Below are 21,875 nucleotides of genomic sequence, written 5' to 3' on the forward strand. Positions count from 1 at the left end.
AAAGCCCTGCTTGAAAATGGCGTTCATTTTTTGGCTTTTTTCAGGCAGTGTCAATAGAACCCAATGCGTTTGCGCGATTAAATGCCGCAGTGACGGCTGAATCAATCAACGGGACAAATCCTTTTGCCTGCAGGACATCAAGGGCAGCCGCCGTGGTGCCGGCAGGCGAGGTGACTTTTTCTCGCAGCGCCTTTGCCGACAGCCCGCTTTCTTTAAGCAGGACGGCGGCGCCCTGAACGGTTTGAGAGACAAAATCAGTCGCCTGCGCCTCCTCTATCCCAAGTTTGGTGGCCGCAGCAACCAGGGCTTCAATCAATAAAAAGACATAGGCCGGTCCGCTGCCTGAGACTGCCGTAAAGGCATTAAGCTGCGTTTCATTAACCCAGGTATAAATTCCTGCACTCTGAAAAAGCGTAGCGACCTGCTGTTTTTGTTCGTCGGTTAAGGCTTCATTCGCTGCCAGCGGTGTCGCCCCAAGCCTCACGGCATGCGGTAAATTGGGCATGCAGCGGATGATGGCCTGTTCTTTGTTGCAAAACGATTGGATAAACGAAAGACTGACGCCCGCTGCCACGGAAATAACGACCGCCTTTGGCGGAATGGAAGGGCCAATTTCGCGGAGCACGTCGGCCATTTTGGCCGGTTTCACCGTCAGAAACAGGATATCTGTGCCGGCTATTGCAGCCTTGTTGTCGCGGTAGCATGACAGTGAACCGATTTGACCGGGTTCAAGCGAGGGAGAGGCGGCCCGGATCATCAGGGTTTTGTCTTTTTCAAAACCCTGAATTAAAGCCCGTGCCATGTTCCCGTAGCCAATAAAAGCAATGTTCATTCATTCTTTCCTGTTTTGGGGCGTTCGCCAAAAATGGCCCGGCCAATGCGGACTAAAGTACTGCCGGCACGTATGGCGGCTTTTAAATCATCACTCATGCCCATCGATAAGGTATCCATCTGCAAGTGCAGGCGTTGATTGGTTTCCTGAAGCAAGGTGGCGAGCCGCTGGAAGCTGGCATACTGTTCCTCTTCAGCGGCCAGTGGTCGGGGAATGGCCATAAATCCACGGACACGCAGGCTCGGCAAGTGATGTATGCGTTCAATCAAGCCAGCAGCTTTCGCAGGCTCAATGCCGGATTTGCTGTCTTCTCTGTCGAGATTAATCTGGATGCAGACATTGAGCGGCGGCCTATCGAGTGGCCGCGCCTGCGACAGAAGGCAGGCGATTTTTTCTCTCTCAACGCTGTGAACCCAGTCAAAATGGCTGGCGATGTCCTTCGCTTTATTGCTTTGCAGGGGGCCAATGTAATGCCAGGTCAGCGGCAGATGCTTAAGGGCATTGAGTTTCTCGCGGGCTTCCTGCCAGTAATTTTCGCCGATGTCGCTCACGCCGGCTGCAAAGGCTTCCTGGATTGCACTGGCGGGCTGTCCCTTGCTGACCGCCAGTATACAAATCTCCCGCGGGTCGCGTTGATAGACCCTGGCTGTGTCAGCGACCTGCTGCTGAATAAGGTGTAGGCGTTCGGCAATCGTCATGGTGTCGTCAAGAGCTGCATTCATTTAAAATGCTAACGATATCAAAGAGGCTTTATCCCTACAATCATTGCCCGACGGCGGTTAGTGAGCTACTCTATGAAATAGTAGGATTCAGCAACGTGATGACAGGGATTGATATGGACATTGCCGAGTTGTTAGCGTTTTCAGTTAAAAATAATTCCTCGGATCTGCATTTATCAGCAGGATTGCCCCCGATGATTCGCGTCGACGGCGATTTGCGACGGATTAACGTGCCGGCTCTGGAGCATAAAGATGTCATTAAAATCATTTATGACATCATGAATGACAAGCAGCGCAAGGAATTCGAGGAGCACCTTGAAACCGACTTTTCATTTGAAATTCTCAACCTTGCTCGTTTCAGGGTGAACGCGTTTACCCAGTCACGCGGTGCCGGTGCGGTATTCAGGACCATTCCTTCCAAAATTTTAAGCATGGAAGATTTGGGGTTGCCGCCGGTCTTTGCCGAAATGGCCAGTTACCCCAAAGGGCTGGTGTTGGTTACAGGACCGACTGGCTCGGGGAAGAGTACCACGCTCGCGGCGGTCATCGATTACATCAATTCCAGCCGCTACGAGCACATCCTGACGGTTGAGGATCCCATTGAATTCGTTCACAACAGCAAGAAATGCCTGGTCAACCAGCGGGAAGTGCACCGCGATACCCACAGTTTCAATGCGGCCCTGCGTTCAGCCCTGCGTGAAGACCCCGACATCATCCTGGTGGGGGAGTTGCGGGATTTGGAAACCATTCGTCTGGCCATGACTGCGGCAGAAACCGGACATCTGGTTTTTGGCACCCTGCACACCAACTCGGCCACCAAAACCATCAACCGGATCATTGACGTCTTCCCTGGCGAAGAAAAATCCATGATTCGCTCGATGTTATCTGAGTCGCTAATGGCCGTGGTGGCGCAAAGCCTGTTGAAAAAAGTGGGGGGAGGCCGGGTGGCGGCGCTGGAAATCATGATTTGCAATTCAGCCATCCGCAACCTGATTCGCGAAGACAAGGTGGCGCAGATGTATTCTTCCATCCAGACAGGGCAGGCCAAGGGCATGCAGACGCTCGATCAGCATTTGACTCAGCTTGTCCATGATAACCTGATTGCCAAACACACCGCGCGGGACGTGGCGATTAATAAAACCTTATTCTAGTTTTGCTGGCCCGCAATAGTGTCCCCTCTCTCGCAGGCGGGAGAGGGATGGAGAGAGGGCTGTTATTAAATAAAGACCCCGGGCTCGGGATGCGCCTGATTGTCAGGCTTTAAGACCGGCTTCCTTTTGAAGCTGAATTAATTGCGAAATCCCGCCTTCGGCCAGAGACAGCATGTCGTTGAGTTGTTGGCGGGAGAAACTTTTATCTTCGGCGGTGCCTTGCACTTCAATGAATTCACCGGCTTCATTCATGACCACGTTCATGTCGGTTTCTGCCAGCACGTCTTCAGCGTAATCCAGATCGAGCACGGCCTGGCCGCGGTAGACACCCACGGAGACGGCCGCGATGTAATGGAAGGCGGGCATTTTGCGCAGTTTCTCACGGGCAACCATCCAGTCGACAGCGTCTTTCATGGCAACACAGGCCCCCGTAATCGCGGCTGTGCGCGTGCCGCCGTCGGCCTGGATCACGTCACAGTCGATGGTCAGGGTATTTTCGCCAAGTACCTTTAAATCCATACAGGCCCTTAATGAGCGGCCAATCAGGCGTTGAATTTCCAGGGTGCGTCCGCCCTGACGGCCTTTGCTGGCTTCACGTTCGGTACGGCTGTGGGTTGCGCGGGGCAGCATGCCGTATTCGGCAGTAATCCAGCCCTGATTTTTACCTTTTAAAAAACGGGGCACGCCCTCGACGACGGATGCGGTGCACAGTACGCGGGTTTGGCCAAATTCCACCAGCACAGAGCCTTCGGCATGCTGAGTGTAGTGGCGGGTAATTTTGATGGGGCGTAACTGATTGACTTCGCGATTACTGGGGCGCATGGTTGATCCTCGCTAAAAATGTGCAAGTATACTCTTTTCCAGGCAATCATGCACCTGGGCTTGCATTTGTACAAATTTCGTTTATAGTCGCCCCACCTTAGTCAATCCGGGTTCTTTATGACTCAAAGCATGACTGCCTTTGCACGAGCTCAGGCTCAGGTCGAGGCGACAACCCTGTGTTGGGAAATTCGTTCGGTGAATCATCGTTACCAGGAAATTTCGTTCAGGCTGCCTGAGATTTTTCGTTTCCTGGAAAATGACCTGCGCCATCTGCTGCGCGAGCAGTGCAGCCGCGGTAAATTCGAATGCCAACTGAAATTGACGGAAAGTGACAGGCAGGCCCAGTCCATAACCATAAATCAGTCCTTGCTGGACTCGCTGCTGGCCGTGGGCGGTAAACTGGCGGCTGAAAAGCACTTAGCCAATGATTTAACCCTGTCATCGCTGTTGAATTGGCCTGGCGTCGTGCAAGTGGCTCAACCGGATGCAGAGAATCTGGCCAGTCAGGTCAAACAATTATTTCAGCAGGCGGTCACGGCGCTCACCAGCGCCCGAATGACTGAGGGAGACGCCTTAGAGCATTACCTGCAGTTGCGGGTTAAAAAAATGCAGGATGAAGTCAATAAGGCCCGGATGGCTGTCAGCGTGTCGCTGGATGATGCACGCGACAAATTATTAACCCGGTTGCATGCCTTGCAGCTTGATGTTGATCACGCCCGTGTCGAGCAGGAAATTGCCCTTATGCTGACGCGCATGGATGTCAGCGAAGAACTTGACCGCTTGACGACGCATCTGCTGGAAGTTGTGCGCGTATTGAGTAATACTGAAGCTTCGGGTCGACGGCTTGATTTTCTAATGCAGGAATTAAATCGTGAAGCCAATACGCTGGGTTCGAAATCGGATTCCATTGCTTTAACCCAGTGTGCGATTGAAATGAAAGTGTTGATCGAACAAATGCGAGAGCAAATTCAAAACATAGAGTAAATAAAATGGCCAATTTATTGCTTGGAAATATTTTCATCGTCGCTGCTCCTTCCGGTGGCGGCAAAACCAGTCTAGTCAAACACCTGATTGGCGCCCTGGATGACATCGAAGTATCCATCTCTCATACGACACGTGCCATACGCCCGGGTGAAAAAGAAGGCGTGGATTATTTCTTTGTGGATGAAAAACGTTTCCTCGAGATGGTCAATGACAATGATTTCGTTGAGCACGCACAGGTTTTTAACCATTATTACGGGACATCGGTGGCGCAAATCAATGCTCGTTTGAGCGCCGGCATCGATGTGGTCCTTGATATCGACTGGCAGGGGGCGCAGCAAATCCGCCGCATTTTCCCGCAGGCCATCAGCATTTTCGTGGTTCCGCCGTCCTTAGATGTGTTAAAACAGCGTCTGCAGGAAAGAAAACAGGACAAGGAAGACGTCATTGCGGATCGCATGCACAGAGCTCAGGATGAATTAAGTCATTTCTCAGAGTTTGACTACCTGATTGTCAATGATGAATTCGAAAAGGCGGCCTCGGATCTCAAGGCCATTGTTAAAGCCAATCGTCTGACGTTACAACGTCAGTCGGCTAAAGTAGGAAAATTACTTTCTTTCCTGCTCTCATAGCAGTAAAATAGAATGTTTTAGCTAAAAAGTAGGCAATACCCTGAATCAAGGGATTGCCGTTTCAATTCTGGAGGGGAGTTTGTATGGCACGTGTAACGGTAGAAGATTGTTTAGAGCACGTAGCAAATCGTTTTGAATTGGTCATGGTGGCTACAAAACGTGCACGCCAAATCGCAGTCCGCGGCGAGCAGCCAATGGTGGATTGGGAAAATGACAAACCCACGGTGGTTGCCTTAAGAGAAATCGCTGCCGGATTAATCACGCCTGAGATTTTAGAAAAAGATTAATAAGCTGATTTCTGCCCTGTATCCGGTTTCGTGTCTTCGCGAACCCTGGGACTTACTTAATCATCCCAAGTCAGGAATTATCATCAAGATGGCTTATTGTCTTGATGATTCGGGCATTGATGTCGATACTTATAAATAGAGTACAATTTTTAATAATAAAATTGGTTTAAGGCTTTCGATGTGTTGGCAATATCGCTTGAATTATAACCAGGGAGCTGCGGCTCGCCTAATAATAGCCGTCATCAAAGCGAGGGGAGTGAGGCGTGAGCTACTTTAAGGAGCTGGATGAAGAGCTTAAATGCTATCTTGAGCAACCCTACATAGAAAAATGCCATCAAGCCTATCTGGTGGCTGAAAAAGCACACCAGGGCCAAATGCGTCGTTCTGGCGAGCCTTACATTACCCACCCGGTTGCTGCAGCCCTTATTCTTGCCCGAATGCGTCTTGATTACCAGACCATCATGGCCACGCTGCTGCATGACGTCGTTGAAGACACATCCATCAGCAAAGACGATTTAACCCAGCAATTCGGGGAAGACGTCACTGCCCTGGTGGATGGCGTGACCAAATTAACCAAGATCAAATTTGAATCCCGGGCGGAGGCTCAGGCGGAAAACTTCCGTAAAATGGTGCTTGCCATGGTGAAGGATATCCGTGTCATCATCGTCAAACTGGCCGACCGTTTCCATAACATGCACACCTTGGGCGCCATGCCGCGCTTGAAACGCCGCCGCATCGCCATTGAAACCCTGGAAATCTATGCCCCGATTGCCAACCGTCTGGGGATGCATGCGCTGTATACCGGCCTTGAAGATCTGGGTTTTCAGGCGTTGTATCCCATGCGCTACCGTGCCATCAAGTCTGCGGTGGAAAAATCACGCGGTAACCGCCGCGAATTGACCCAGCGCATTGAAAACGATTTGCAGAAAGCCCTGCAGGATTTGAATATTCCTTATGAGCATGTGTTTGGCCGGCAGAAGCACTTGTACAGCATTTACCGTAAGATGAAACAGAAAAAAGCGTCGTTTACTGAAATCACGGATGTATTTGCTTTCCGGGTGATTACCGAAGACATTGACTCCTGCTATCGGGTGCTCGGCGCCTTGCACCGCACTTACAAACCCGTGCCCCAACGGTTTAAAGATTACATCGGCATTCCCAAGGCCAACGGTTACCAATCCCTGCATACGACTCTTTTTGGCCCCTATGGCGTTCCCCTGGAAGTGCAGATTCGTACACGCGACATGGACAAAGTGGCTGAAAACGGGGTTGCGGCACACTGGATTTACAAATCCTCAGGACTTGAAATCAACGAAGCCCAGTTAAGGGCTCGGGAATGGGTACAGCGTTTGCTGGAGATGCAGCGCAGCACGGGTAATTCCCTTGAATTCATTGAAAACGTCAAAATTGACCTGTTTCCTGATGAAATTTACGTCTTTACGCCTAAAGGCCATATCATGGAATTACCCAAAGGGGCAACACCGGTTGATTTTGCCTATACCGTTCATTCCGGTGTGGGTAACAGTTGCGTGGCTGCCAAAGTTAACCGCCGCCTGGTGCCGTTGAGCATTCCGCTGTCCAATGGACAAACGGTGGAAATCATCACCGCCCCGGGCGCCCATCCCAACCCGGCCTGGTTAAACTTTGTCGTGACCGGCAAGGCGCGCAGCAATATCCGCCATTTTCTGAAAAGCCAGCAGCATGCAGAATCCATTGTTCTGGGTAAACGATTGCTCGATCAGGCATTAAACGAACTGGGCAGTGAATTATCCAAGGTACCGCCTGAATCCATTCAGGCTTTATTGCAGGATCTCAATTACAAATCAGCCGATGAGCTGTATTACGCGGTGGGGATCGGCAATCAAATGCCCATGGTCATTGCCAAACGCTTGGTTATCACCCAGGAAAGCCCGGACCTTGAAAAAACAACCCAGGGCGGGCCTTTAGCCATTAAGGGCACCGAGGGGATGGTAATTCATTTTGCCGATTGCTGCCAACCCATTCCCGGCGACAGTATTGTTGGACGTTTCCAGCAGGGTCGGGGTATCATTGTTCATGCCAGTGATTGTCCGCAGGTCAATCATGTCCGAAGCCATCCTGAGCAATTCATTTCCTTGCGCTGGGATGAGCAGGTGCAGGGCGAGTACTGGGTAGATATCACGGTGGATGTAGCTAACCAGCGCGGTGTACTCGCGGCCTTGGCCACGGCCATTGCAGAAGCGGAATCCAATATTGGCAATATTAATGTCGACCCACGGGATGGCCGGCATAATGCGGTCACGTTTTCCATCAGTGTCCGCGACCGAACCCATTTAGCCAGAGTCATGCGGCGCCTGCGGGCCAATAAAGTGGTCATGCGCCTTTACCGTAAGAAACAGGGGGAATAATTCATGCAAGCGATTCACAGCGAAGTAGCTCCAGCAGCGATTGGAACGTACAGTCAGGCGGTTCGTTGCGGCGATACCGTGTATTTATCCGGGCAAATTCCGCTCGATCCTAAAACCATGCAGCTTTGCAGTGACGAAATCAGGCTGCAGATTAATCAGGTTCTTGACAATTTAACCGCCGTGTGCGAAGCCGCCGGCGGCACCTTGGCCAATGTGGTCAAACTGAACGTGTACCTGACGGATTTGAACCATTTTCCATTGGTCAACGAAGCAATGACCCGTTATTTCGCCGAACCGTTCCCGGCCCGGGCGGCCATTGGTGTGGCTGCGCTGCCGCGGGGTGCTCAGGTCGAAATGGACGGCATTTTGGTTTTACCCCGGAAATAAGTGAGTCACTGGCGTGGAAGACGATTCATACGCCCGCACGGGGCGTAAGATGTTCATTATTGCCTGGCTGATTTTATTCGGCCTGCTGTTTACTTTTTTTTATGTTCACGACCAGCATGATCCTGCCCGCTATGAGATTGACCGGGGTACATTGACCATTAAAAGCGACCGGCAGGGTCATTACCGCGTCAAAGGGTTCATTAATGACAAGGCCGTCGAGTTTATGGTGGATACGGGTGCCAGTCTCGTGGCCATTCCTAAAACGGTGGCCGACGAGCTTCACCTTCAAGGGCGTTATCCCATTACGCTCAATACCGCCAGCGGCGAAGTCACGGGCCTGTTAACGCGGCTGGATCGGTTATCTTTTGGTCCTTTTGAATTAAAAGACATCAAAGCGGTCATTTTACCCGATGAACAGGACGAGATGGTGCTGTTGGGAATGAATGTGCTGTCGCTTTTTAATTTATCGCAGAAAGACAGGCAATTGATCATCGAAAAATAGGTTTTACACACTCAGGTCAACAGGTTTTTTATGAGTATACTCTCGCTTCACGGGGTCAGTTTAAACGTCGCCGGCAATTCATTGCTTAACGAGGTGGACTGGCAGATTCAGGCCCAGGATCGCATCGCGCTGGTGGGCCGCAATGGCGCCGGCAAATCCACCCTGCTTCGCTTGCTGCAGGGCCAGTTGCAACCGGACAAAGGCCAGGTTAACCGCTTGAGTGGGCTGCGTGTGGCGGGATTGACGCAGGAGGTCCCTGTTCATGAAAACGAATCCGTTTATCATTTTCTAGTGAAGGGGCTTGGCGAAGTCGGCGAGGTCCTTGATGAATTTCATCGCCTGTCGCAAGGCAATGATCTGACGCGTCTCGCCCAATGTCAGTTGCGCATGGACAACCTGCATGCCTGGGATATTCTGCCCCGGGTTGAAATGATGGCCACCCGCATCGGCATTGATGCCAATGCACGCATGGACAAGCTCTCTGGCGGAATGAAACGCCGCGCCCTGCTCGCTGCCGCGCTGATTGCCGCACCGGATTTGCTCCTGCTCGATGAACCGACCAACCACCTTGACGTCAACGCCATTGAATGGCTGGAATCTTACCTTAAATCGTATCAGGGCAGTTTACTGGTGGTAACCCACGACCGTGAATTTTTAGGCCAGGTGGCGAGCCGCATTGTCGAAGTCGACCGCGGCAACCTGTATACCCATGACTGCGATTACGAAACTTACCTTGATCGACGCGAAGCCATGCGCCTGACGGAAGAAAAACACAATGAACTTTTCGACAAGCGTCTCAGCGAAGAAGAAGCCTGGATTCGCACCGGCATTAAGGCCCGACGGACGCGTAATGAAGGGCGGGTGAGGGCGCTCAAGGCCATGCGCGAGGAGTACAAGGCCAGGCGTGCCCAACTGGGTAAAGTGCAATCCGTGGCGCTTGATGTCGCCCGTTCGGGTTTTTTAGTGATCGAGGCAAACCAGGTCAACTTAACTCTGGGCGATAAAACACTGCTTAAGAATTTTTCTCTGCTGCTGACCCGTGGCGACAAGGTGGGCATTATCGGCCCTAACGGCTGCGGTAAAACCACGCTGATCCGCACGTTGCTCGGCGAATTGCAGCCTGACAGCGGCACGGTTCGGCAGGGTACATTCCTGGAGGTCGCCTATTTTGACCAATTGCGCCGCCAGCTCAATGAAAATGAAACCGTGATGGCCAACGTCGGCGACGGGGCGGATTACGTCACCATCAACGGCAAGCAAAAACACGTGGCCACCTACCTGCGTGAATTTTTATTTCCGCCGGAGCGGTTCAATCAACAGGTTTCCACGTTGTCTGGGGGCGAACGCAACCGCCTGCTGCTGGCTAAATTGTTCGCCAAACCGGTGAATCTACTGGTCATGGACGAGCCGACCAACGATTTGGACATTGAAACGCTGGAACTCATCGAAACCCTGCTGGTGGATTACCCGGGTACCTTGCTATTAATCAGCCATGACAGGGCATTCATCAATCAGGTGGTGACCAGTGTGCTGGTCCATGAAGGCGAAGGGGTATTTAACGAGTACGTGGGTGGGTATGAGGATTATCGCCGTCAGAAAAAGCAGCAGCGCGAAACCAGCACCCCGGCAAAGACTATTAAACGCACGGCCAGTTCGGTTAAACTGAGTTTTAATGAGCAAAGGGAGTTGGCACAATTGCCGCAAAAAATCGAACAGTTGGAAGAAAAGATAAACGAATTGCAATTGGTTATGGCTAATCCTGATTTTTATCAACGGGATGCGCAGGCCATCAGTCAGTTCACACAGGAACTCGCCAAAGACGAAGCCGAGTTGGCTACGCTTTATGCGCGTTGGGAAGCACTGGAAGAAAAAGGATAACGGCATGTTATTAACCATAGCATTGGTTGTACTGTGTTCGGCCATCGTCGTGTTTTTTTCCCAGGAATTCAGCGAGGCCATTAAAAAATTTTTCAAAATCCCGGGCATGAAGCTGTTCCTTCCGATTGCGCTCGCTTCTTTTTTGGCAGCTTATTACGAACTCTGGGTTTTGTGGGCGCTGTTGAAATTAAAAGCGGTTCTCTATGTGTTGACTGAGGGAATTCAGGCTATTCTGCCTTTTGATACCGCGGATTGGCTGGTTGCACAGATTCTTTTACTGTTTGCCCTGACGATCATTCCGGTGGTATTGATTGATTTGTGGTCAGTGAAAAAAACCTATGAACGTTTCAAGCGCCCCTACCTGTTGAGCACAGTCATATGGATAGTCGCAGCTTTCGCCTTGGTGATGGAGCTGCCGGCTGTTTAACCCCCTTCAGCTACCTCAATGCGTTTGCATCTCACCCAAACGCCAGGGATAGCCCTTGCGGCATTTGTAATAGGCTCGAGCGATCTGCTTGCCGCGCGGGTAAAAGCCATAAAAATTGGCCTGATAGTCTTCGCAGGGCACGTGACTGAAGAAGCAACCGCGTTTAGCCTGCCAGATGTAGCCCGTGCGGGCGCAGGTGAGCGTGCGGCCGTCAAAGCAAATGTATTGCGGCAGGCCCGCCGGTTTGACATCCACCACGGTTTTGGTCGCGCCGCAGGCAAAGCCTAAGGCCGGAACTAAGAGAAAGAGACAGACGAGCGGTCTTAACATCCGATGTTATCCATTCGCTTGCTATACTAATTAACATAGAATAAATTGGCGGCAATTCCAAATGATTTAATGAGTTCGCCCGATTTGGTTAAGGTAAACTTAAGGAATTAGGTTTACAATAAAGTGATTGGATACCCGGAGTATTTTTCATGGCAAAGAATCAACAGCTTGCAGCGCTTCTCACTGATCTTAACGATAATCCTCATTTAGCGAATAATCCTGGGTATAAAGCCGCCCTTGATGCGATATTGAGGACCGATCATACGGATGCCAATGCCTTGAGGGCCGCTCTTTTTGCACATAAGAATGTATGGATTGCGATTAGCAATGGTGCATTGGTAAATGGTGACTTTCCTGCAAATGATGTTGGGAATGTTAACTTTGATGCAACTGACAATACTGCAGGTCAGCGATTCATCGATCTTTATCAACTCGCCGCCCAAAAGCGGGCCCAACTGGCATTGATGGAGGCAAATGAGGCGGCACTCAATGCCATTATTACGGCCAATAATCAACAAGCTGTGCGGCAACAGTTAGCTACTGCGCCATTGAATGCACTCGTGGGGGATACTACCCAATGGCATGGCGGGTTTCAACCCAATAACCCCAACCACATCACTGACAATGCCGCTGATGCTATTAAGGCGGCGGCGAAACGGGCGTTGTTAATTCAGAAAATTAAAGCGGCACCGGGTACTGTGCAAACCTTGGCACAGCTTGAAAATTTATTGGCTGCCCGTAATCACGATGGTAATTTCCGTACCGCTGCCCAACATTTGGGCATAGCGGATGCGAATGTTAGGAATGCCTTGACGGGTAATCTTCTGGCGAATGGTCCATTTGAAAAAGTGGCTTTAAGAAAAGCCTTTGAACTCAGAGTTCAGCATCACTTCAGGGCTGACTTTAATCCTATCGCTAACGCGTTTAATGCGCTGGATCAGCAGACAGCGACTTTTAACCCATTTCCTCAAGGTGTATTTAACGGTGTATACCACGATAAATTTAACCAGCAGGATGAGGATGCCAACTGGGCAAAAGGGGTTTTAGGGGCGAGATACCTTAAGGAAGCCTTGGCTGTTCATGACGATGCAAATGATCTTATCCGCATAGCCGCTGCCGCAGCAAACCCACCGGTTGGGACATTACAGGGTGCCATCACCCCTCTGTTTGATGCAAATGGACGTTATGTGACTCATGCCGTAACGGAGGCCAATGCCAAAGAATTACGTCAGATTGCCGCGCTTCAGGCTTTAAAATTGAATATTGCGGCGTGTGGCGATGTCAAGGCTTTAAAGGCCTTGGCCGATGTACGCGACATCGGAAGCCTGCGTTCCGTCCTTGACAGATACCCGGCCTTGGGTTTTTCTGGTCCTGGTAATCTTAACGCTCGAGAAGCCCTGGTTGAGCCTGCCCTGCTGCGCTCTATCCTGGGGGCCGCCCATGTCCGCGCCCATCTCCCTTCGGCCTCAACGGAGCATTTAAAAAGGCTGGTTGCTCGGGCCAATTTTGCCACTCAGTACAAACAATATTTAATGTCTGCCACAGAACCTCCTCTGATGGGGCAGGCCCTTGATGACTATTTCAATAACCCGGATAATGTGACAAAAAGTCGTGAAGAGGCGTTGATTAGCCTGCTGAGAGCAAATGTTAAAAAATTAAGTAACAGAGAACTGAATGCCATTGGTATAGCACAGCGGCAAGTAAATGAATTACAAGATGCATTAAAAATCAATCAATTAATGGGTGTTGGTAATGCGGAGGCAGACGATTTAATACACGGAAATGCTAGCCCTGCTTTTATCAATGGCTTGCGAGGTCTTGCCAAAGCGGAGTCACTGGCCAGAGCCGCTAAAGAAGCGGATATGGGTAACCAGGTTCATTTTAATGCAGTTATTTCCTATATTAATACCCTCAGTCACGATGGTAATCCGGGCAATATACAAACTTGGCTACAATCCTTGTCTCCGTCCGATCAAAATAATTTCCGCAAACAACTTATTGAGATAGTGCTTGATAAATACCCTCTTGCTAGTCCAGGGCACGCCCCAATAGCTCATTTAAATGATCTAATTCAAGCCAGAGACACCAATGATGTTAAAATCAAACTCGCTAACATGGGGATTACCGCCAATCTGGATTGGATGGATGACAGCCTCGCTGCCGATTTACAGAAAAAAGCCGCCGCACGTGCAGCCACTGGGCATATCAATGCTCATTCCGCTTTCCCTGCCGAAGCACATCCTCACCTGCAGGCATTCATTTCTCAGTTAAGCCTGGATAAGCAAAAGGCCATTTTAGCCAAACCGGAGGTGCTCGGCGCCTTGATGAAAGCGCAAAGCATCGATGAAATTCGCCGGGTAGTGGGGACGACGAACAGCAGCGCCGGTGATTTGATTGCCGAAAATCAGCGCTTATCCAAATTAAGTAAATTGTTTAACCCCGAATTGGCAAAGATTTTAGCCAGCATTAAACCGCCTCTGGCTGTCGATGACGCGCAGATTAATGCGCTCAATCGAACGTTGTTGACTCAAAATAACATCTTTGATGCGAATAATAATGTCTATAGGAACTTGGTCGGCACACTAAGAATGACGTTTAACCCTCAGGATAAAGCGGCGTTTAATGAGGCGTTTGGGCTGAATGCACAGGGGCTTAATATCGCGGATGATGCCATCCGGCAAGCCATGGCAACTCAGCATACGCGTAATGGTCACCTGGTGGCAAGGCATGGCGTTATATCCCATATGCTTAACGCGACTGCAGCGGACATTAAAGAAAAAGCCGCGATTGAAATTGCCCTGCGTTTAAGTAAGGCGCAGCCTTTCGACCAAAATGAGATTCAAAATTTTAGGGATTTTTTTGAAAATGCAGCCTCGCTTAATAATGTCATTACCGGTATACCCGGAAATAACACGATAAATAACAATTTGGGAAATACAGGCTGGCAACAACAAATCACCCCTGAGATGTTTGACGCCTACAAACAGGTTAAGAAACAGCAGGCCTGGTTGGATAGGGGGAACTACAGCGCCCCAGGCGGCACCAAGGAGACTGAGCAGACCGAGATCCAGGCATTAAAAACCAAACTGAAATCGATAACCGACATTGACGACGATTACCTGCAGGAGATTAAGCACCTGGGTAGTTTAACTGAAATGCAATGGTTAAGCCCCGAATTCGAAGTGGCGGCACGTCAGGCGTATAATGAGTTACATCCCAAGTTTAAAACCTTTGCCCGCGATTGTGACATTATTCTTGAAGAGTTCCGAAGACAGCAAAAGATTTATGAAGACAAGCTCAATTCCCTGCCGGATACCTCAACCCTGAATCAGCCGGCTGAACGCCAGCAAAAAAGGGATATTGAAAAGTTCCGTGCGCAATTAAAAGAGGAATTGGCGTTGATTAAAGCGGGCATCAACCTTTATGAAAAGGCCAGTCTGGCGTTGAACGGTGATCCTTCGGCTACGAATGAATTAGCCCGCAAGGGATTAATTCAGCATCTGGAGGATTGCAAGCACGGCACCAATGTGATCTTCGCCACCTCCGACATGAGATACAATGACTTTCCGGTGGATGAGAAAGAGCAGCATTTTGCTCAGGGCTATCAACCCGGTCCCGGACAGCAGGCAGCGCCAGACCGTACAGCGGTCTCCACCGAGGCGCCAAGAACCTACACCGTTAAAAAACTTGAACCGGGCATGTGCCGTGAATACGTTCTTTCCGGCACCAGACAAGAAGCCTACGGCAGAGGGCAAACCCGGACAGTGGCCGATACCGGGACCTTTATTGAAGAAGTCCATGCCGGCCATCTGGAGCCCAAAACGGTTAAGAAGAAAACCGAGGTTAATCCCAAGGCGACCATTACGGTGTCTAAATTCCCTAAAGACCCCGAGAATCAAATTAAATGCGCCATGGGCATGGCCTCGCAAATCCTGGCTCACGTGGATCATGCGCCAACCAAAGACAGACCTCTCGTCATTACCGGCTCCAATCCCGAGGAATTAAGGCATTTATGGACGGCCCTGATGGTGTTGGGTAAAAACAACCCCAAGATGAAGTTCAGCCAGGATGCGATTAAAGTGGCCTCCACCGCGTTTGATCCTGACAGTGAACTGGGTAAAGTGTTTGGACTTAAAAGCGATGCGCTCTACAATACGTACATGGCGCATCCAGCCATTAAACAAATGGTGGGCTTGATAAAAACCTTCACCGAATCCAAAGAAGCGGAAAAGAGCACGACCAAAGACGTCACCAAAAAAATTGCCAGCATGCTGCAGCAATTTAAAACGGAAGGGAAAGAGGCGTTGGACAATCTCGAGCGTGATTTGAATGCCAACCGAGGTCCTACGCTCGGGTAAACCTAAACACAGGACACCATGAAGAATAATAACCTACCAATCGGGGTGTTTGATTCAGGGATGGGCGGTCTCACGGTTTTGCGTGCCCTAAAAAGCACGCTGCCGCAGGAATCGTTCATTTATCTCGGGGATACGGCGAGGCTGCCCTATGGGACGAAAAGTCCTGATACGGTGCAGCAGTACGCATCGCAGATGGCCAAGGTGCTGGTTGAACGGCGCATTAAGGCCTTGGTGATTGCCTGTAACACCGCGACCACCGCGGCGTTGCCTCATCTGCAAGTCATGCTACCGGATATTCCGGTGCTTGGCGTGGTGCAGCCCGGCGCCAGTGCGGTGATTGCCGCGACTAAAAATCAGCAGGTGGCGGTTTTAGCCACTGAAACCACCATCGCTTCCAAAGCCTATCAACGTTTAATCAACGAGCAGTTGCCTGAAGCCGTCATTACCGCAAGAGCCTGCAGTGTCTTAGTGGCCTTGGCTGAAGAAGGCATGGTCGATAATGCGGTGGCCAAAGAAGCCCTGCGCCATTACCTTGCTGATTTTAATGTGCAGGATACCCTGCTGTTAGGCTGTACGCATTTTCCCGTGTTTAAACCGCTGCTGTGCCGTCTCCTACCGGAAACAGTTACCATTGTTGACTCGGCGGAAGCCACGGCTAAGCGTTTAAAGCAGGTGCTCAGCGAGGCGGGCTTGCAGACTCAGGGCAATGGCCGTCACATCCGTTACTTAGTTACCGATTCGGTGGCCCGATTCCAACAGGTCGGGGAGATTTTTTTAGGCGAAGCGCTTCAAACAGAATCCATCGAACTCGTCGACGCCTGCCCTTAACCGTTTTCAGTGGGTTCAATCTGTTTGCCTCGCGCTGAGCGGTGGCGCGCCAGTTTTTCAACATCAATGTAGCGATCGGTCGTGGCGCTGGAACTGTGTCCGGCATCGTCCCGCACGTGTTCACGCGGGCGAATCTTCACGTCTTCTGAAATCCCGGTGTGCCTTAACCAGTGGACAGTCGCTGAAGCCAGATGTTCTGCCTCTTCCATTTGATTGCGGGCCTGTAAATCCAGGGCGGCCAAATCAAAGCAGTGCTGCACCAGACGGCGTAAGGGGGCGGTGTCGCTCATTGGGCCATTGCCGCGCAATTTGGGAATCAGCGGCGAATTGTCGGCCGGGGAGGGCAGGGCCGATAAACCTAAAAAACGACGCCATCGCGACAGGCTTTGCAGCATGGCATCGCTGACGGCAATCTGGCGCTCTTTATTGCCTTTACCGACGGTTGTAAACCACCAGTTGCCGTGGTTATCCCTGGCAAAATCATTCATGGTGGGAATCCAGCGATCGCTGGCAGCCAACTCCGAAATACGCAGGTACAGACCAAAAAGCAGGCTTAAGATAAAAAAAGTCCGCTCATGCTTTTCTGGATGCTCATTGGCTAGTTTTTCGGCGGCTCGAAGCACGGCTTCCCACTGGATTAAGCTTAAACGGCGGATAGGGGCGTTTTGCTGGCGTTTGCGGATGTACTTGCTCTTCTGGCGGATGAGCGCCACGGGATTTGCGATTAAATACTCTTCCGCAATCAAAAAATTAAACAGAGTACTTAAAATGGCAAAAATTTCCTGAATAGCGCCCTGGGAGAGGGTAAACTGTGCAAGGGTGGGGCGATGACCCTGTTTAAACGCGGCCTTACTGACGGTAACCACAAACGGACGCCATTCAGGATTAGGCTGCCTTAAGCCTTCTTTTTCGAGGTAACGGGGGACTTTTTTGAGGCTAATCCAGCTCTCGGGCGGATTCTGGCAGAAACGGATGAACTGGTCGATGTCCTCGCGTTTCAATTGTTTAAGCGTCGTTTTACGGACATGCCAGGTCCATTGCAGCAAACGCTCCGCTTCACGTCGATAACTGTTAAAGGTGCCCTGACTGCCGGTGTAGCTTTTTAAAAACTGCAGCGTGTAATAAAAATCAGGTTGAACCTCGGCATTGGGAAGCACGACATGCTCATGGTTTTTATGCAGGTGATCCAGATTGTCAAACAGTGGCAGCAGCGGGGTTTTCATAGTCATCACACGTCGTTTTTAAGCTTATGCTACTGAGAAATCAGGGGCTTCGCAAACGGTAGAATCAGGCATTTAAAATAGAAAGGGCTTTATTCGACCAGGCATGATAAAATAAATGCCCAGGTTATTGATTTTGCGTCTGGCTGCTAGTATTATCTGCGCTCTGTCCTAGGACGGGTTACGGGGTGTAGCGCAGTCTGGTAGCGCGCCTGCTTTGGGAGCAGGATGTCGGGGGTTCGAATCCCTCCACCCCGACCATTTAATGCGCCCGTAGCTCATCTGGATAGAGCATCGGCCTTCTAAGCCGAGGGTAGCAGGTTCGAATCCTGCCGGGCGTGCCAGCCTAGTGCAGATTCAAGAATATGTCGTTATGGTGAGCGTAGCTCAGTTGGTAGAGCCCCGGGTTGTGATCCCGGTTGTCGTGGGTTCGAGTCCCATCGTTCACCCCATTTAAATCAAGCCAAATACAATTCATGTCGAGATTCACAGAGAGTCTTTACAAGACTCACGTACTGTTCGATAATTCCACCCTGTTTTGCGAAAGTGGCGGAACTGGTAGACGCGCTGGATTTAGGTTCCAGTGGGGTAACCCGTGAGAGTTCGAGTCTCTCCTTTCGCACCATATTCATGTAAATTCATCAAGAGGTGACTAGATGCAAGTTTCTGTTGAAACCTTAAACGGTTTGGAACGCAAAGTAACGGTTTCGGTACCTACCGAACGAGTTGAAGAAGAGGTAGGCCAACGTCTGCGCGAGCTTGCCCGTAAAGCCAAAGTCGCTGGCTTTCGCCCCGGTAAAGTGCCCATGAATGTGGTGAAGAATCGCTTCTCTGACAGTGTCCGTGAAGAAGTCGCCCGCGAAATGGTTCAATCCACCCTGTATGAAGCCCTGCAAAAGAATGAATTGGTGCCGGCAGGCCAGCCCATGGTCGAACCCGAGCAGCTCGAAGCGGGCAAGGATTTTCGCTATACCGCGACGTTTGAAGTATTCCCGGTCATTGACATCACTGAATTGAACCAGGATGAAATCGAAGCCATCGAAGCGCAAGTTAAAGACGCCGATGTTGACAACATGCTGGAAAAACTGCGCGAACAGAATAAAGAATGGCAGGAAGTGTCGCGCGCGGCGGCAAAAGGCGACAAAGTGGTTATTGATTTCGAAGGTTTTCTGGGTGATGAGCCCTTTGAAGGCGGCAGTGCAAAAGACTATGAATTAGTTCTTGGATCCGGCTCCATGATCCCCGGATTTGAAGACGGCATTGTGGGGATGAAACCAGGTAAGCCTGCCGACATCAAGGTGTCTTTCCCTGCCGATTACGGTCACAACGAGTTGGCCGGAAAAGAAGCCACCTTCAAAATCACGCTGCACAAGGTCTTTGAAGGTCAATTACCTGAGCTGAATGATGCCTTCGCGGAGAAATTCAATATTAAGGAAGGCGGCATTGACGCGCTCAAAAAAGACATTAAGGACAACATGACCCGTGAACTCGAGCGTCGTGTCAGCGCCATGAACCGTGAAAAAATCTTCGATAAATTATTGTCTGCCAATCCGTTTGATTTGCCTGTGGCGTTAATTGACAATGAAATTGCGCACTTAAAGCATGAAATGTATCATCGCTTATTCGGCCACGAACACCATGACAATGAGAAAATCCCTGATTTTCCGCGTGCGCTGTTCGAAGAGCAGGCCAAGCGCCGTGTTCATCTGGGACTTTTATTCTCGGAATACGTCAAAAAGCATGAACTCACTACTGAAAAAGAGCGTGTGGATGCTATGATTGATAAGTTCGCCAGTGCTTATGAAAATCCGGACGAATTGCGTAACTGGTACAAAGCCAGCAAAGAACGTCTGGGCGAAGTCGAAGCCCTGGTCATGGAAGAAGTCGTTGCCGAAAAGATCAGTGAAAATGCAAAAATGGTTAAGAAACAGCTGTCTTACGACGACGTCATGAATCCCAAAAAGGATACTGAGAAGAAAGGAGAGTAAGGATGCCGGGCTATTCAGACGATGTAATCAGGAATGCCAGCGGCTTAGTGCCGATGGTGATTGAGCAAACCTCGCGAGGGGAGCGTTCCTATGACATTTACTCCAGATTATTAAAAGAGCGCATTATCTTTTTGCTGGGTGAAGTCGAAGACCACATGGCCAATCTGGTTGTAGCTCAGCTTCTGTTCCTTGAATCAGAAAATCCGGATAAGGACATTTCCTTGTACATTAACTCCCCTGGCGGGGTGGTGACTGCTGGTTTGGCCATTTATGACACCATGCAGTTCATTAAACCCGATGTCAGCACCCTGTGCATCGGCCAGGCTGCCTCTGCCGCCGCTCTGCTGCTTTGCGCCGGTGCCGACGGCAAGCGGTTCTGCCTGCCCAATGCCCGCGTGATGATTCACCAGCCTTTAGGCGGTTACCGCGGCCAGGCCACAGACATTGAAATTCACGCACGTGAAACGCTGGCTGTCAGAGAGCGATTGAACAATATCATGGGTAAACACACCAAAAAGACGCCTGACCAAATCATGCGGGATACCGAAAGGGATAACTTTATGAGTGCGACCCAGGCGATGGAATACGGGTTAATTGACAAGGTCCTCTACGATCGTAATGCGCTTGCGAGCGAAGTGTAATCAGACGGCTGCGAAAAAGACAGGCAACTGTTAAGTTTTCGTAGCCGCATTGCCTTTATTTTTTCAATTGTCTAAAATTTTACTAGATTGCCAAAGATAATGGCATAAAGTAAGAAAGGGGTTTATCAATGAGTAAAACTGGTAACAGCGATGGGGATAAAATTCTTTATTGTTCATTCTGCGGAAAAAGTCAGCATGAAGTCAAGAAGTTAATCGCTGGCCCTTCCGTATTCGTTTGTGACGAGTGCGTGGAATTATGTAACGATATTATTCGTGAAGAAACACAGGATGTGGCGGAAGAATCAGAATCCCATTTACCGACGCCCCGTGAGATTTCACAATTCCTGGATGAGTATGTTATTGGTCAACCTCATGCCAAGAAAGTCCTGTCAGTCGCCGTGTACAATCATTACAAGCGCCTGCAGCATAAAACCGAGGACGGTATCGAGCTTGGCAAGAGTAATATTCTGCTGATTGGCCCGACAGGAAGCGGGAAAACCCTCCTGGCTCAAACACTGGCCCGTTTGCTGAATGTGCCATTTACCATGGCGGACGCCACGACCCTGACCGAAGCCGGTTATGTGGGGGAAGACGTCGAAAATATCATTCAGAAACTGCTGCAAAAATGCGACTACGATGTGGAAAAGGCCCAGCAGGGCATTGTCTACATCGATGAAATCGATAAAATTTCACGAAAATCCGACAACCCGTCGATTACGCGCGATGTCTCCGGCGAAGGGGTACAGCAGGCGTTGTTGAAACTAATCGAAGGCACGGTGGCTTCTGTTCCCCCTCAAGGCGGTCGTAAACACCCGCAGCAGGAGTTTTTGCAGGTCGACACCTCCAATATTCTGTTCATTTGCGGCGGCGCTTTCGCCGGCCTTGAAAAAGTGATCCGTGAGCGCAGTGACAAATCCGGCATTGGTTTTGCCGCCCAGCTTAAAAACCAGAAAGACAGCAAAATCAATGAAAAAATTCTGGAATCCTTAGAGTCCGAGGATTTGGTAAAATACGGCTTGATTCCTGAGTTTGTAGGCCGTCTTCCGGTGGTCACCACCCTGCACGAGCTGGATGAAGAAGCCTTGATTGACATCCTGACCCGGCCGAAAAATGCGCTGACAAAACAATTCCATGCTTTATTCAAAATGGAAGACGTGGAACTGGAGTTCCGCGATGAAGCGTTGCATCAAATTGCCAAAAAGGCACTGGAGCGAAAAATAGGCGCTCGCGGTCTGCGCGCCATCCTTGAAAATATTCTTTTAGATACCATGTATGATCTACCTTCCCTGGATGGGATTAAGAAAGTGGTGATTGATGAGAATGTTGTCAACAATACTGGTAAACCTATCCTCATCTTCGAAGGTGACGAGAGCAAGCAATCTGCCGCTGGCGGTTAAGAGCTGATTTTTTACACCTTGTCGTTAGATTGCCATTGATTTGTTAAAAATCAATGGCAAGTGTCCCAATCTTATATGCGTCTAAGCTGTTTTGATATAAATTGGTAA

19 protein-coding genes and 4 tRNA genes are annotated in these 21,875 nt (G+C 50.2%); 18 read left to right on the top strand and 5 right to left on the bottom strand.

What is annotated here, in order from left to right; translation table 11 throughout:
* Positions 1-40 precede the first annotated feature (40 nt).
* Complete coding sequence (gene proC / locus Lrub_RS04730; protein ID WP_058531039.1) at positions 41-832, bottom strand: pyrroline-5-carboxylate reductase; 792 nt, start codon at positions 830-832, stop codon at positions 41-43.
* On the bottom strand, positions 829-1,530 hold the full coding sequence (locus Lrub_RS04735; RefSeq protein ID WP_058531549.1) for a YggS family pyridoxal phosphate-dependent enzyme: 702 nt from the start codon (positions 1,528-1,530) through the stop codon (positions 829-831). Before Lrub_RS04735 ends, proC begins: the two co-directional genes overlap by 4 nt.
* A gap of 137 nt (positions 1,531-1,667) precedes the next feature.
* Here Lrub_RS04735 and Lrub_RS04740 point away from each other — a divergent pair, with 137 nt between their 5' ends.
* Positions 1,668-2,702, top strand: a complete 1,035-nt coding sequence (locus tag Lrub_RS04740) for a type IV pilus twitching motility protein PilT (RefSeq protein WP_058531040.1) — start codon at positions 1,668-1,670, stop codon at positions 2,700-2,702.
* Between the two features lie 102 nt (positions 2,703-2,804).
* Here Lrub_RS04740 and rph read toward each other — a convergent pair whose 3' ends face one another.
* Positions 2,805-3,524 (bottom strand): ribonuclease PH, encoded by a 720-nt coding sequence (rph, locus tag Lrub_RS04745; protein ID WP_058531041.1) that lies wholly within the window; start codon positions 3,522-3,524, stop codon positions 2,805-2,807.
* Between the two features lie 117 nt (positions 3,525-3,641).
* Here rph and Lrub_RS04750 point away from each other — a divergent pair, with 117 nt between their 5' ends.
* The 8 genes from Lrub_RS04750 to Lrub_RS04785 all read left to right on the top strand — a co-directional run bounded on the left by Lrub_RS04750 (position 3,642) and on the right by Lrub_RS04785 (position 11,005).
* The gene (locus Lrub_RS04750; protein WP_058531042.1) at positions 3,642-4,508 is read left to right on the top strand and encodes a YicC/YloC family endoribonuclease; all 867 of its coding nucleotides are present in this window, start codon (positions 3,642-3,644) and stop codon (positions 4,506-4,508) included.
* 5 nt (positions 4,509-4,513) lie between these two features.
* Positions 4,514-5,137 (top strand): guanylate kinase, encoded by a 624-nt coding sequence (gene gmk, locus Lrub_RS04755; protein WP_058531043.1) that lies wholly within the window; start codon positions 4,514-4,516, stop codon positions 5,135-5,137.
* An 83-nt stretch (positions 5,138-5,220) separates the two neighbouring features.
* Complete coding sequence (rpoZ, locus tag Lrub_RS04760; protein WP_058531044.1) at positions 5,221-5,424, top strand: DNA-directed RNA polymerase subunit omega; 204 nt, start codon at positions 5,221-5,223, stop codon at positions 5,422-5,424.
* 263 nt (positions 5,425-5,687) lie between these two features.
* Positions 5,688-7,811, top strand: a complete 2,124-nt coding sequence (spoT, locus tag Lrub_RS04765; protein WP_058531045.1) for a bifunctional GTP diphosphokinase/guanosine-3',5'-bis pyrophosphate 3'-pyrophosphohydrolase — start codon at positions 5,688-5,690, stop codon at positions 7,809-7,811.
* Positions 7,812-7,814: 3 nt separating this feature from the next.
* Complete coding sequence (locus Lrub_RS04770; protein ID WP_058531046.1) at positions 7,815-8,198, top strand: RidA family protein; 384 nt, start codon at positions 7,815-7,817, stop codon at positions 8,196-8,198.
* Between the two features lie 13 nt (positions 8,199-8,211).
* On the top strand, positions 8,212-8,700 hold the full coding sequence (locus tag Lrub_RS04775) for a retropepsin-like aspartic protease family protein (RefSeq protein WP_058531047.1): 489 nt from the start codon (positions 8,212-8,214) through the stop codon (positions 8,698-8,700).
* 30 nt (positions 8,701-8,730) lie between these two features.
* On the top strand, positions 8,731-10,578 hold the full coding sequence (locus tag Lrub_RS04780; RefSeq protein ID WP_058531048.1) for an ATP-binding cassette domain-containing protein: 1,848 nt from the start codon (positions 8,731-8,733) through the stop codon (positions 10,576-10,578).
* Between the two features lie 4 nt (positions 10,579-10,582).
* A complete protein-coding gene (locus Lrub_RS04785) occupies positions 10,583-11,005 on the top strand; it encodes a hypothetical protein (RefSeq protein ID WP_058531049.1) in 423 nt (140 codons plus the stop codon).
* Between the two features lie 15 nt (positions 11,006-11,020).
* On the opposite strand, the gene Lrub_RS04790 is transcribed toward Lrub_RS04785, so the two are convergent.
* Positions 11,021-11,335 (bottom strand): hypothetical protein, encoded by a 315-nt coding sequence (locus Lrub_RS04790; protein WP_058531050.1) that lies wholly within the window; start codon positions 11,333-11,335, stop codon positions 11,021-11,023.
* 149 nt (positions 11,336-11,484) lie between these two features.
* Here Lrub_RS04790 and Lrub_RS04795 point away from each other — a divergent pair, with 149 nt between their 5' ends.
* Complete coding sequence (locus tag Lrub_RS04795; protein WP_058531051.1) at positions 11,485-15,693, top strand: hypothetical protein; 4,209 nt, start codon at positions 11,485-11,487, stop codon at positions 15,691-15,693.
* A gap of 18 nt (positions 15,694-15,711) precedes the next feature.
* The gene (murI, locus tag Lrub_RS04800) at positions 15,712-16,521 is read left to right on the top strand and encodes a glutamate racemase (RefSeq protein WP_058531052.1); all 810 of its coding nucleotides are present in this window, start codon (positions 15,712-15,714) and stop codon (positions 16,519-16,521) included.
* On the opposite strand, the gene Lrub_RS04805 is transcribed toward murI, so the two are convergent.
* Positions 16,518-17,750 carry a tyrosine-type recombinase/integrase gene (locus Lrub_RS04805; RefSeq protein WP_133134006.1) on the bottom strand — a complete coding sequence of 411 codons (1,233 nt, stop codon included), beginning with the start codon at positions 17,748-17,750 and terminating at the stop codon, positions 16,518-16,520. The two genes, murI and Lrub_RS04805, sit on opposite strands and share 4 nt — an antisense overlap.
* Before the next feature lie 175 nt (positions 17,751-17,925).
* On the opposite strand from Lrub_RS04805, the gene Lrub_RS04810 reads away from it, so the two are divergent.
* The 7 genes from Lrub_RS04810 (at position 17,926) to clpX (ending at position 21,767) form a co-directional block, all read left to right on the top strand.
* Positions 17,926-18,002 (top strand) — tRNA-Pro (locus Lrub_RS04810).
* Between the two features lie 6 nt (positions 18,003-18,008).
* Positions 18,009-18,085 (top strand) — tRNA-Arg (locus Lrub_RS04815).
* Between the two features lie 32 nt (positions 18,086-18,117).
* Positions 18,118-18,193: transfer RNA gene (locus Lrub_RS04820), tRNA-His, on the top strand.
* Between the two features lie 88 nt (positions 18,194-18,281).
* Positions 18,282-18,366, top strand: a tRNA-Leu gene (locus tag Lrub_RS04825).
* 31 nt (positions 18,367-18,397) lie between these two features.
* The gene (gene tig / locus Lrub_RS04830) at positions 18,398-19,729 is read left to right on the top strand and encodes a trigger factor (RefSeq protein WP_058531054.1); all 1,332 of its coding nucleotides are present in this window, start codon (positions 18,398-18,400) and stop codon (positions 19,727-19,729) included.
* Between the two features lie 2 nt (positions 19,730-19,731).
* Positions 19,732-20,370, top strand: a complete 639-nt coding sequence (clpP, locus tag Lrub_RS04835) for an ATP-dependent Clp endopeptidase proteolytic subunit ClpP (protein ID WP_058531055.1) — start codon at positions 19,732-19,734, stop codon at positions 20,368-20,370.
* A 128-nt stretch (positions 20,371-20,498) separates the two neighbouring features.
* On the top strand, positions 20,499-21,767 hold the full coding sequence (gene clpX, locus Lrub_RS04840) for an ATP-dependent Clp protease ATP-binding subunit ClpX (protein WP_058531056.1): 1,269 nt from the start codon (positions 20,499-20,501) through the stop codon (positions 21,765-21,767).
* Positions 21,768-21,875: the final 108 nt, after the last annotated feature.

The organism is Legionella rubrilucens, from assembly GCF_001468125.1.
GTDB classification, from domain to species: domain Bacteria; phylum Pseudomonadota; class Gammaproteobacteria; order Legionellales; family Legionellaceae; genus Legionella_C; species Legionella_C rubrilucens.